The following is a 12573-nucleotide window of genomic DNA, read 5'->3' as shown; positions in this document are numbered from 1 at the left end:
CATCTGATAGGGCGAAACGCCATTGTTGCACATTGAAGCGCACTTCAGGCAAGCACGATGCGAAAAGCAGCGGGGCATCCGCGTTTGCGCCGGCGCCCCGCCGCCAGGCGCAGTTAGCCCTCGTCTTCTTGGTCTGTGAGATGGTCCGCGGGCGTGAGTCCCAAGATCTCATCGGCTTGGTCGGCGTCTTCCAGCGCGTCGATGTCCTTGAGCTTGCGCTCCATGACGTTGGTGCGCGTGGTAATGATGCCCTCGACCGTTTTGCCCGCGGTCTCGATCTGCTGCTGGGCGCGACGCAGCGCCGCCTGATAGCGCGGCAGCTCGGCCTTGACAGCGGAGAGCACGCGCAGTACATCGTCGGTGCGTTTTTGCAGCTTAAACGTTTGGTAACTCATCTGCAGACTGTTGAGAATGGCCGCCATGGTGCTGGGGCCGGCAACGTTGACGTGATAGTCGCGGCCCAGGGTCTCGATAAGCCCGGGGCGGCTGACGACCTCGGCGTACAGGCCCTCAAACGGCACGAACATAATGCCAAAATTGGTGGTCGCGGGCACGCTCAGGTACTTTTCGCAGATGTCCTTTGCCTCGCGTTTCACCATAGCGTCGAGTGTCTTGCGCGCGGTGGCCACAGCTTCGGCATCACCCGACTCTTGCGCGTCGAGCAGATGCCCGTACGCGTCGCCCGGGAATTTGGAGTCGATCGGCAGCAGCACGGGATCGCCCTCGTCCACCGGCAGCTTGACGGCAAACTCAACGCGCTCCGAGGCGCCGGGCTTGGTGGCGACGTTTTCCAGATACTGGTCGGGCGTAAGGATGTCCGCTAGGATTGCACCCAGCTGTACCTCGCCCAAAATGCCGCGCGCTTTTACATTACCCAGCACGCGCTTAAGGTCGCCCACGCCAGTGGCGATAGATTGCATGTCGCCCAGGCCCTTGTACACGGCCTCGAGCTGGTCGCTCACCTGCTTAAACGATGCAGACAGACGGTCGTTGAGCGTGCGAGAGAGCTTCTCGTCCACCGTCGCGCGCATCTGATCGAGCTGCACGTTGTTGTCTTTGCGGATGGCGCCCAGCTGAGCATCGACCGTCTCGCGCACCTTGTCCAGGCGATGCTCGATGCCCTCGCGATTGGCGCCGAGCTGTTGGGCCGTCTCACGGCGCAGGTCATCCATCCGGTCACCAGCTTGCGAGAACTCGCGTGCGATGACCAGGTAACGTTGCTGCTCCACGGCCGCATCGGTCGTCTGCTGCTGCGCGATGGCATTTGCCGTGCGGCGTGTTTCGGCCAGCGCGACGTTCAGGGCATCGAGCGCGTTGTTGGCCTGCTCGAGTGCTGCCAGCGTTTCCGCGCTACTGTCGCCACGCTCCCGCAACTCGGCACGAAGGCCCTTGAGCTGCAGGGCACAGGCCGCAGCGACCCCCACCGCCACCAAAGCAATCACAATAAGTGCAATATCAATTGCAGACATAAACTCCGCCCAACAAACCCAATCGATCATCAATCAAAACCGCGATCAATCTTACCCCGCCACACACACGGATCACTCACTGCCTTGCAGACAAATTTCTCTTAGAGCCGCGGACGCTAAAACGCTAGCTCTCCCAGCCGGCGCGGATGGTTGTTATGACGTCACCCAGGCGCTGGCCCAGGGCCGCTAGATGTTGGAGCACCTCGTTGGGCGATGCACCGTTGAGGATGCACGTGAGGGCATACGACGCCAGAAAGATGGCCGCAAGCCCCAACGGGACGAGCACGATCATCGCCAAGGTGCGCAGGCGCTGGCCCACGCGGCGACGACGCGCACGACGCTTGTCGAACGCGAGCTCCTGCGCATATGAATCTTGCTGTACGGAATAGGCCTCTGGTGCCGATTCGCACCCGGGCACAGCTGCAGGTACAGCAGCGGGCACGACATTTTGCGCAAAGGGCTGGACTGCCGCCCCTTGCATTTGTATCTCCATGAGTCGTTGCTGCTGACGCAGCATGCGCTCAGCTTGTTGCTGCGGAGTCTCAAGAAACAGATCCATGCTGGCCTCCAAAATCGGAGCATTCGACGCTTACGACCAGCATCCCGCACCGCCATGACCGCGACAACGCAATCGCCGGCAATAGCCACAAAGTTTCTTTTGCTCAAAAGCTGTCGAAAAGCTCAACAACTCCCCTACCAGCACTTTCTCTGAGCTTTTTTCGCCAACAATCTTTTGGCCTTCCGCCCTTACGCCAACTGACCAAAATCTAACCAATAGCTTGACGAAAATTGTGGAGACCGGGACCCCACAAAAACGTGCCGTCCCAAAAAGGGGCGGCACACAAACTTCTTATCAGCTTTTCTGTAACGAGCACGCGACGACCCAAAGCGGGCCGGGAGGGCCGGATTACCTTCCCTCAACGCGACCCTGCGAAGCCGTGAGCGAGGAGGGAAGGTAGTCCGGCCCTCCCGGCCCAGCTCACGCTAGCGTCACGCGCTAGTAGTTCACCACCTGCTCCTCAAAGTACGCCTTGGGGTGGTTGCACACCGGGCACACCTCAGGCGCCTCGGTACCCACATGCAGGTGCCCGCAGTTCAGGCACTTCCACACCTTTACGCCCTCACGCTCAAACACCTCGCCCGACTCGATGCGCTCGACGAGCTTGTTGTAGCGCTCCTCGTGGGCCTTCTCGACGGCGGCAACACCACGGAACTTTGCGGCAATCTCGGCAAAGCCCTCTTCCTCGGCGGTCTTGGCAAACTCGTCGTACATCGTGGTCCACTCGTAGTTCTCACCCGCGGCGGCATCGCGCAGATTGTCCAGGGTATCGGGGACGGCGCCATCGTGCAGATACTTAAACCACAGTTTGGCGTGCTCGGACTCGTTGCCAGCCGTCTCGGCAAAGATGTTCGAGATCTGAACGTAGCCGTCCTTCTTTGCCTTGGAGGCATAGTAGCGATACTTGGTGTGTGCCTGGGACTCACCGGCAAAAGCGGTCTCGAGGTTCTTCTTGGTTTGGGAATTCTCAAAATCCATAGGTGTACTTCCCTTCAACGCATGCCGCCCGTAGGCTTCGAGCGGCCTCGTCTTTAGGATGCCCTCATGCCGGAAATCTAAACCTTACAATCCTGTTCTTCAGATTTGCACGGGCTAGATGCTCAGCCAGCGATCGCCCTCGGCTCGGCAAAAGCCCTCACGCTCCAGGTCGGCCAGAATGCCCGCGACAAGCTCGCGCTCGACCGGTCCACGCCCAGCCGCCGCTTCCATCTCGTTAACGCCCACCACGGCATCAGCAAGCGTAATCCCCGCCGGCTGGCCATCGCGCGCTGCCAGCAACATGCGCACGATATGCGCGCGCTTTTGGCGACGTGAGCCCTCAAACTTTGATTGACGGCTATAGCCCGCCGAGCGCCTGGACGGATTGGGCAACGTCTTTTTTAGATATGCGCCGTAATCTAGCAACGCGTAATACCACGCGCGCGGCGTATCGGCATCATCGAGCGGCACGGCAAAGGGAGCGATCTCGTCGGTCGCCGCACCGGGGGCCGCCGGACAGGCCGCCTGAATCAGCGGCACCAGCTCGCGATCGGGAACAGCCGGTACATCGGGAAAGAAGTGATGCAGAAAGACCGTGCGCACGTTGGTCTCCAGATACACGCCCGGAAGATCAAACGCAAACGACCGGATACCTTGCGCCGTTGCCGGGCCAATACCAGGCAGAGCGACCAAGTCACGCGTCTCGTGCGGAAACTCCCCGCCCCAATCCTCTACGACCCGTTGAGCGGCCCCGTGAAGCGCCAGAGCGCGTCGGTTGTAGCCCATGCCCTGCCAAGCGTCCAAAACATCGGAAGGCGCGGCCTGGGCAAGCGCCTGCACGGTCGGAAAGCGATCGAGCCACGCCGGCATACGCGTCTCCACGCGTGGTACCTGTGTTTGCTGCAGCATGACCTCAGAAAGCCAAATGATGTACGGATCGCGCGTGCGGCGCCACGGAAGGTCGCGATAACGCAGGACCCCTTCCGAACGAATCATCGAACGAAAGGGGTCCTGAATCATATCTATGCTCCTTATGCGGCGCTATTCCTCCCGGCAAGCGCACGCGCAGGTGGCGTGCTCGGGAAACGCTTCGCGGTCGGCGAATTTGGGATCGACGGCCGGGAACTGGCGGTGAGCGACGATGTCGCCGAGCGAAACGGAATCGAGGTAATCGCGCATCAACGCTTGAGCTCCGGCCCACAGGGGATGATAGCAGCACGTGCCCATGCGTGCACAGTCGCCATCGGGTGCGGTGCAATCATTCATAACCATAGGGCCCTGAACGGCCTCGACGACCTGGCGGATGGTGACGTCGTCCGGACTGACCTTGAGACGCATGCCACCGTGGACGCCACGCAGGCTCTCCACAATACCGGCCTGGACCAAACCGTGCTGAATCGAGCGGGCAAACGAATACGGAACATTGACCTCTTCGGCAGCGGTGCGAACAGAAAGCAAACGCTCCGGATCCTCGGCAAGCATCGCCAGCATACGAAGGGCGTAATCAGTCTTCCTCGATATGTCCATTTTTCCCCTTTCAAGGAATACGAACAGCTCGAACGAGCTCCGGGGCCGAGCTTGTGTCGAGACGCTAAATGACCGCAGGACATCCAAATGGTAAATCGGATATCCACTGAGTGCCGCGCTTGGAGCGAAATGCATCAGATGCGGCCTACAGTGCAATTTAGTATAACCTAACCCCCTGTCTCGTTGAACAGGTGTTGCGCAACAAAGCTGTTGTTCAGACAGATAGACTTATTAGATTTTACTTGCGTTCCCGAAGGCGCGGGGATTCTGGGCGAAGATGCGCCAGGGCGATCGTTCTATCGAAACAAAGTGCATCAAACGCAAAAAGCCACGTCCGAAGACGTGGCTTTAATTGCGTTGGCGGGAAGTACGGGGCTCGAACCCGCGACCTCCGACGTGACAGGCCGGCGCTCTAACCAAACTGAGCTAACTCCCCAGGCAGGCGTTCGCGTTTGTTTCCGCTCGCGTGCGCTGCGGGGATTAGTATACACAGAAGTCTGTCCGGCGCGCAACAACTTTTTTGAAAAAATTTTTCGGTCCCTCCGGGAGGGTCTCCGGGGCTGGGGGCGGGGGTTAAGTTTGCTGCTCTACAGTCCTGCGCAAGACGGAAAGCACATTAAGTGCTTTCCTTTGCGTGCGGAACTCGCGACAAACTTAACCCCCGCCCCCAGCCCCGGAGACCCTCCCTGCCGTCACTTTCTTCAACCAGTTCTTGTTGCTCGCCGCTTCGCGGCTCGGCGGCCCCGTTCTCCGTGGCGGGGTTGTCTTAGATTCTTGTTGGGACTCTGCCTTTGGCTGAAAGAAAACGGGGGATGCATCCCCCGTTTTTGTTGCGGTTAGTCCAAGTCAATAAACTTGGTGCTTAGGATCTTGCCGTCTTTAACGAGCATTCTGGCCATGGTGGGGCCTCGGGTGCCTCTGGGGTAGCTGGCGCTGCCCGGGTTGAGGACTAAGCAGCGGCCCACTTGGGCTTCTTTGGTTACGTGGGTGTGACCGTTGATGGCTACGTCTACGGATCCCACCGGAAGGTCTTCGCGGTAATGGGCTACGGCGAATTTGAGGCCTTCGTAGGTAAAGAGCGCAAGACGGTCTACATCGGGGCCGTAGTCGCGGTAGTAATCGTTGTTGCCCAGTACGGCCCGCACGGGGGCGATGGTGCATAGGTGCTCGTAGTCCATCTCTGACGTGAGGTCGCCGGCGTGGATAATCAGGTCTGCGCCTTCAAGCTCATCCAGGAGCGCAGGCGAAAGATAGCCGTGGGTGTCCGAGATGATGTCAATACGCTTGGCGCTTGCACTGTTCATGGGATCCCTTCCGCAAAAAACGATTCGGCAGATACATACAAAAAAGGCCCCACGGCTCCGCAGACGATGGGTCTACAGGGCTGCGGGGCCAGTGTGCTAGAGACTCAGAGCCTTCTTGAGCGGCACGACGCGGCGGCGCGAAACCGGCACGCGTTCGTCGACGCCCGTAATGCCCAGCTGGATGGCGCCCGAGGGCACCGTCTCGACGTCCGTAACGCACGCCAAGTTGACGATATAGCGGCGGTGAACACGGAAGAAGCCAAAGTCGCAGAGCTTGGCCTCAAACTGCGCCAGCGAGGTCGTCGACAAAAAGCGATCATCGACGGTATAGATGCAGGAGTAATCGTCCTTGGCCATGATAAAGCGAATGTCGTCCACGGGAATGAGCACCTTGCGGCCACCCTTTTCCACCGGGATACGCTCGATGGTCACCTTGCTGTCCGTAACCGGCTTGGCGCGTTGCATGACCTTCTCGATCGCGCGATCCAAGCGAGCTTCCTCGACCGGCTTCATCAGATAATCGACGGCATCCACGTCGAATGCCTCGACCGCATGGTCGCTATACGCAGTCACAAACACGATCGCCGGCGGATTTTTGAGCTTATGCAGCGCCTCGGCAAGTTGCAGGCCCGAGGCACCGGGCATCGAGATATCGAGAAACACGACATCCACGCGACTTTCCATAAGCATCTCGATGGCGGAGCGGACGCTCGACGCCTCCGTGATCGTGCCGATCTTGCCCGTTTGCTCGAGCAGGAAGCGAAGCTCCGAGCGAGCCGGCGCCTCATCATCCACAATCATCGCACGCAGCATAGGGATAAAACCTTTCGTCAACTAACTACGCCGGGCATCCGTCGCATGACGTTGAGCCCGTAGCCTTTTATTTTACTCTTGAATGTCAAAGATGCTCTCTGACAAATCAAGATGAAGGAGCACTTTGGTGCCCTTGCCCGGCGCCGATTCGACACGCGTATAGGAGTGCGGCCCATAAAAGCGATGGATGCGCTCCGAAATATTGTGCATGGCCACACCGGCGCCGCCACCCTGGGGAGAGCTGGCGTCGGGACGGGCAGAGCGCTCGTCAAACAGTCTGGCGGCGGTACCCTCATCCATGCCCACGCCATTATCGGCCACGGCAATCAAGATTGCATCCTCGCCGTCTTGGTGAACGGTCACGTCGATCCTCAGGGCGTCGTCATCGCCCATACCATGACGTACGGCGTTCTCGACAATCGGCTGGATCACGAACGCCGGCACCAGCGTATCTTCCACGTCCTCGGACACATCGAACGTCGCAAGCACGCGGTCCTCGCCAAAGCGGGCCTTCTCAAAGGTAAGGTAGCGCTTGGTCTGTGCGACCTCGCGCGAGACCGGAATAAGCGATCCCGAGTTGTCGAGCGTGGCACGATAGAACGATGAGAACTCACGAAGCAGTTCGCGAGCCCGCAGCGGGTCGGTGCGCGTAAACGATGCAATGGTGTTCAGCGTGTTGAACAGGAAGTGCGGGTTAATCTGCGCCTGCAGCGCACGCACCTCGGCGCGCGCCGTGAGCTCCTTTTGCACCTCGAGCTCGTGGATGGCGAGCTGTGTGGACAAGATCTCGGCAAAGCCCGAGGCAAGCGCGTACTGGGTACGGTCGACGGCGCGCGGGGTCTTGTAGTAGAACTTGAGCGTACCGACGGTACGATCGCCCACCTTGATGGGGGCGATAATGCCGGCGGGGACTTGGTTGTGCGAGCCGTCCGAGCCCACGACATCCACCATACGGTTGAACGACTGCACGATGCCATGTTCGATAACGTAGCGTGTGGCAAGCGTGTGGATGGGAGTATCGGGCAGCAGTTTTTCCTCAAACTCGCCCGCGCAGGCAAGCACGTTGCCCTCGTCGGTGATGGCCACCGTCATGGCGCGCGTCTCGGGCAAAATGCGCCGGCACACCAAACGCGCCGACTCCTGCGTCAGACCGCCCTTAATGTCCTCGAGCATGGCCGAGGCCACCGAGAGCGTCTCCTCGGTGTACTGGGAGCGCACCGAATCGGGATTGAGCGTCAAAAAGATAAAGATGCACAGAAAGATGCACAGCAGCGCGCAGGCAATCACCGTGGCGATCGGCTCGATACCGGTCACCAAGGCAAAAATAAAGTACACCAGCACGCAAATGGCGCAGGCAACGGCAATGATGCGAAAGATTGATATTGAACTATCGCGCTGGGCGCGGCGGTCGATCATTCGGCCCCCTCCAGGATACTGATCAGTTGTGCGTCACGCCAAAGCCCGTCCATGATCTTGGGCCAAAAGCTCTGGAAACGCAGGTAGCTTGCAGCGTTTTGGCGCGCATAGGCCTTTGCCTCGCCGATACCATGGCGCCAAATGCGCAGGTAGCCCTCATGCTCGCGGGTAAACACGCTGCGGACCATAGCGGTCTTGTGCACGCGGTCGTCGAGCTCGCGCGAAATCCACGGGCCCGGGTAGGGCATGAGTGATGCCGCCGTAACGGGAATGAGCTCCTTTTGATGCGCGGCGAACGTCAACTTGGCCCGTTCGTAGTACCAACGGTATACATCCTGCATAAAGCGCGGTGAGCGCTTTTCGGACTCCGGAGGCAGATGGCGCACGGTCCACTCGTTATCGAACCACACATCGTAGCCAAACATACGCATGTTAAAGAGGTAATCCAAGTCCTCGCCGCGGGTGATAAACGGGTCAAAGGCCACACGCGTAAAGGCGCGGGCGTGCAGGGCCATCAGGCCGCCGCACACGTAGTTGGAGCGCGAGATGCGGGTGCCCGAGAGCGCCTTTTTCATCCAACGGTTGAACTCGATGCGCTTGGTCCACCAACGATGGCAGATGCCCGCCTTGTCCGTGGGAGCAAGCGGCGATCCGTCGCGATCGTAGAAATAGCCGCTCTTGACCAAGATCGGCAAGCCCTGACGCGTCTGCTGCCCCAACGCATAGGTCGCGCGCTTCATAAAGTCGGCGTCGATGACAGTCTCATCGTCATCCAAAAAGATAACCGCGTCATGCCCCAGCACAGCGGCACAAGCTAGCCCCATGTTGCGGATGGCACCGTAGCCTCGCAGGCTCACGCACTCGCCCGAACCCTTAGGCGCGATCTGAGCAACCCGGTCTGCGATGCGCGAGGCCTGGGTGTTGGTGACAACGGTGACCTTGAGCGTGGGATGCGCGTCGACAATCTCGTGCACGCGCAGCGACACATCGGCTGTAGCAGAAACGGGACAGACCACCAAAAGGATGATGCGCGGGATGTCGCGCACCTGTTCAAGCGAGGCCAGGCAGCGGTCGAGTTCGGGATTATCGGCGTTGAGTCGTGTCGAATGGTCATAGGTGCCAGGGGCGTTTGCGCGAGCGTCATCGCCCGCCCAATACGTTGGAATCACGACCGTGGCGTTCATGCCTTACCCTCCCTGCAACACAAAAACGGGACGCCGCCAAACACAGGCGACGCCCCGCGACCTAGCTGATTCCATCATACCCACTTGGGCAAATCATTGCTCGCAAGTCGCAATGTTTATTGCGGATAACCCCAAAAGAGTACCGTGGACAGGCACAATAGCCGCTCGCTCCTATGCGGCATGCTCTGCCGCCCGAGTCATGCGGGACAAGCGGACCAGCAGCATAAAGCCCACCACCAGCAGCACGCCGATAGACAGGACGCCCAGCGAGGGGTTGCCGGTCAGCGAGGTGACAACCGACACCAGGAAGGTGCCCATAACGCTTGCATAACGACCAAAGATGTCAAAGAAGCCGTAGTACTCGTTGGACTTTTCCTTGGGAATAATGCGGCCAAAGTAGCTACGGCTGAGCGCCTGCACGCCGCCCTGGAACAGGCCGACCAAAATGGCAAGCACCCAAAACTCAAAGGCGGTCTTTAGGAAGAACGCGGCAAAGAGCACGATGCCCATATAGGCGGCGACTGCCACCAAGATCATGTTGAGCGTGCCCACGCGTCCGGCGAGCTTGCCGTAGATGATGGCGGACGGGAAAGCCACAAACTGCGTGACGAGCAGCGCCAGCACCAGCTGCGTCGAATCGATGCCCAAGGCCGATCCGTAACTGGTGGCCATGGAAATGACCGTGTGCACACCGTCGATATAGAAGAAGAACGCGATCATGTAGACCAGCACGGTCTTGTTGTGAGCGATCTCGCGCATGGTGTGTCCGACCTCGGAGAACACACCGCCCACGATGTGGCCGATGGTGTCTTCGGGCTTGCGCTCGCGACCGTACTTTTGCTTATAGGTGCGAATGAGCGGCAGGGTAAAGATGAGCCACCAGGCACCAGTGATGATAAACGACAGACGCGTTGCCAGCATGGTGGGGACGCCAAGAGCGGGGCCACCCATGATGAGCGCCAGGCAGATGACGAACGGCACGGTGGAACCGATGTAGCCCCAGGCATAGCCCGAGCTGGACACGGCGTCCATGCGCTCGTCGGTGGTAATGTCGGGCAGCATGGCGTCGTAGAACGTCATAGAAGAGTTAAGGCCGATGGTGCACAGCACGTACACGGTCAAAAATGCCATGGCGGACATTGGGATAGCCTGCGCCAGGCAAAGCACCAGGCCCGTGAGGAAGAAGCCCAAGAAGAACTTGATCTTGTTGCCGGCGTAGTCGGCAAGTGCGCCCAGAATGGGCATGAGCATGGCGATGACCAGCGAGGCGATCGTCTGCGCATTGCCCCAGGCGACCACCAGGTCGGCCGAGGAAGCGCCGGTATTGATGGCGTTAAAGTAAATGGGCACCACCGAGGTATTGAGCAGCACGAGGGCCGAATTGCCCACATCATACATAACCCAGTTACGCTCGAGCTTGGTGTATTTCATGGACAGGGACCCTTCGTATTCGCCCGATATGCAGTTAGTTCATCGTACCCCAATTGTCCAGAACCGCCGGTAAGGATTCGGCAAAGGGGCACTCACGGGCCCTATTCCTCGCGGTCGAACTCCTCATCGGCTTCGAGCACGCGACCGCTGTAGTTGATGTGGCCGGTCACGGCGTCCATGTCGCCGGTCTCGATAAAACGTGCGACCGTGCACTCGTAATCGACCAGCGCGCGATCAAAGACCTCGGGGAAACTCTCGTTCGAGACCTCGTCGGTAAAGGGATTCTTCCATGTCAGATGGCCCAGGTTACCGGTGCGCTCGGGCAGCTCCGTCGTCACGCGATGGGCAAGGCCGTCGAGCAGCGAGTAGTCGTGCACCAAGCCCTCAACCAGCGAGATCGCGCGCGTCTTTGCGGAGCCGGCCGGCTCAATCGCGCGGTAAAGTCGCTGCATATTGGCAACGGCAGCACCGTACTCCCCCGCCGGAATGTCAATGCCGTACACGCGTCCGGCAACATAGCTCATCAGCACGCCGGCCACGCGATTGATGCGATCGGTGGTGACGATCTCGCCCGCCGGCGGGTAATCGTCAACCGTAGCGCCATCGCGTTTAAGCTGCAGCATCAGTACATCCAGGTCGCTCTCGATCACGGCATGGACCTGACTGCTCGAATCCTCAAGCTCTGAATCGGACTCCACGATGCCAAACTGCTGCTCATAGACAAAGGGGTGGGCGTTGCGGTCGAGCACGTAATGAGACAGCAGGCCCAGCGCAAAGGCACGACCCAAGCTGGCGTCGCGCGGCAGCAGATGCGACACGCCGTCGCGCAGGCACGCGAACTGGCGAGACATGCGCGACCGATGCATGACCTGCGCCAGCAGCGTGCAGTCGGAAACACGCGGTGTCAGAATGTGAAAGAAAAACGGGTCGGGGCCTTGGTTGCCCAAGATAAAGGCAATGCGCTCTTCATCGGACGTGATGACGCCCTGCGGAAGACGGTCGATGCTTTCCTCGCCAAACAGATGATGGGTGATAAGCGCGGGCATAATGATCCTTTCGATTTCATTCGATGCCACCCATTATGCCCACCGCGCGCCCATGCCAAACCTGCGATGGTAAACGACGACACGCAAGCCTCTTACGCAAGCCCCAAGTGTGCTTTAACCTCGGCAGCGCGACGGCGGGACACGGGCACCGTCGAGCTCACGCGGTCGAGCCTGAGCTCCATCAACCCCGTGGAGCCAATCTCAACATTGTGCACGTCTTCCAAATTGACCAGGTAGCTGCGATGAACGCGAATAAAGCCCTCGGAATCCAAGCGACGCTCGAGCGAAGAGATCGACTCATTGATCAGGTACGTTCCCTCGGCGCAGATGGCGTTGCAAAAATCGGCGCGCGCCTCAAAGTAGCAGACGTCTGCGGCGGGAATGAACACCTTTTTGCCCCCGCGGTCCACCGTCAGACGCAAAGGCTGGCGCGGAGCGTGGATAACACGACGGACACCCAAGGCCGCCTCGATCTTGTCGAGTGCCTTTGACAGGCGTGCGTCCTCAACCGGCTTGACGACATAATCGACGGCATCGAGGTTATAGGCATCAGCCGCATACTCGGCAAACGCCGTCACAAACACCACGACCGGCGGCGTCTTTAGGTTCTGCAGCGTCTCGGCAAGCTCAATTCCCGAGCGACCGGGCATGGTAATGTCTAAAAACAACACGTCGGGCTTGTTCGACAGAATCGACTCTACGGCTTCGGTGACATTGCCCGCCTCGGCAATCTGGCCCACACGCGTATCCTTTTCCAACAGATAGCGTAGTTCAGCCCTAATTGGGGGCTCGTCATCAACCACCAAGATGTTCCAGCCTTCGGACATATGTGCTTCCCCTCTTTTT

Annotated in this window: 12 protein-coding genes and 1 tRNA gene; all 13 read right to left on the bottom strand. The window is 59.4% G+C overall.

The window, feature by feature from the left end; translation table 11 throughout:
* Positions 1–113 precede the first annotated feature (113 nt).
* The gene (gene rmuC, locus DW003_RS02835) at positions 114–1469 is read right to left on the bottom strand and encodes a DNA recombination protein RmuC (protein ID WP_118387633.1); all 1356 of its coding nucleotides are present in this window, start codon (positions 1467–1469) and stop codon (positions 114–116) included.
* Between the two features lie 124 nt (positions 1470–1593).
* The gene (locus DW003_RS02830) at positions 1594–2028 is read right to left on the bottom strand and encodes a hypothetical protein (protein ID WP_118093954.1); all 435 of its coding nucleotides are present in this window, start codon (positions 2026–2028) and stop codon (positions 1594–1596) included.
* A gap of 438 nt (positions 2029–2466) precedes the next feature.
* Positions 2467–3006, bottom strand: a complete 540-nt coding sequence (gene rbr / locus DW003_RS02825; protein ID WP_118387419.1) for a rubrerythrin — start codon at positions 3004–3006, stop codon at positions 2467–2469.
* A 114-nt stretch (positions 3007–3120) separates the two neighbouring features.
* Complete coding sequence (locus DW003_RS02820) at positions 3121–4026, bottom strand: adenine glycosylase (protein ID WP_117758024.1); 906 nt, start codon at positions 4024–4026, stop codon at positions 3121–3123.
* A 21-nt stretch (positions 4027–4047) separates the two neighbouring features.
* Positions 4048–4533: an Rrf2 family transcriptional regulator gene (locus tag DW003_RS02815; RefSeq protein WP_118387417.1), complete on the bottom strand. Its 486-nt coding sequence runs from the start codon at positions 4531–4533 to the stop codon at positions 4048–4050.
* A gap of 358 nt (positions 4534–4891) precedes the next feature.
* Positions 4892–4969 (bottom strand) — tRNA-Asp (locus tag DW003_RS02810).
* Between the two features lie 400 nt (positions 4970–5369).
* Positions 5370–5837, bottom strand: coding sequence for a YfcE family phosphodiesterase (locus DW003_RS02805; protein WP_117584170.1), 468 nt, complete (start codon positions 5835–5837; stop codon positions 5370–5372).
* Between the two features lie 96 nt (positions 5838–5933).
* Positions 5934–6650, bottom strand: coding sequence for a LytTR family DNA-binding domain-containing protein (locus DW003_RS02800; RefSeq protein WP_006235156.1), 717 nt, complete (start codon positions 6648–6650; stop codon positions 5934–5936).
* A gap of 72 nt (positions 6651–6722) precedes the next feature.
* On the bottom strand, positions 6723–8066 hold the full coding sequence (locus DW003_RS02795) for a histidine kinase (protein WP_117584171.1): 1344 nt from the start codon (positions 8064–8066) through the stop codon (positions 6723–6725).
* The gene (locus DW003_RS02790; protein ID WP_118387415.1) at positions 8063–9250 is read right to left on the bottom strand and encodes a glycosyltransferase; all 1188 of its coding nucleotides are present in this window, start codon (positions 9248–9250) and stop codon (positions 8063–8065) included. The genes DW003_RS02795 and DW003_RS02790 overlap by 4 nt, the downstream gene beginning before the upstream one ends.
* Positions 9251–9421: 171 nt before the next feature.
* Positions 9422–10681: an MFS transporter gene (locus DW003_RS02785; protein WP_118271078.1), complete on the bottom strand. Its 1260-nt coding sequence runs from the start codon at positions 10679–10681 to the stop codon at positions 9422–9424.
* Positions 10682–10782: 101 nt separating this feature from the next.
* Positions 10783–11727 carry a zinc dependent phospholipase C family protein gene (locus tag DW003_RS02780; protein ID WP_118271077.1) on the bottom strand — a complete coding sequence of 315 codons (945 nt, stop codon included), beginning with the start codon at positions 11725–11727 and terminating at the stop codon, positions 10783–10785.
* A gap of 92 nt (positions 11728–11819) precedes the next feature.
* Positions 11820–12554, bottom strand: a complete 735-nt coding sequence (locus DW003_RS02775) for a LytTR family DNA-binding domain-containing protein (protein ID WP_118387413.1) — start codon at positions 12552–12554, stop codon at positions 11820–11822.
* Positions 12555–12573: the final 19 nt, after the last annotated feature.

It is taken from the genome of Collinsella sp. AF36-3AT, from assembly GCF_003475205.1.
In the GTDB taxonomy this organism is placed as follows: Bacteria; Actinomycetota; Coriobacteriia; order Coriobacteriales; family Coriobacteriaceae; genus Collinsella; species Collinsella aerofaciens_AF.
Note: the sequence above shows the minus strand (reverse complement) of the source record. Positions and strands in the feature narration are given on the sequence as shown.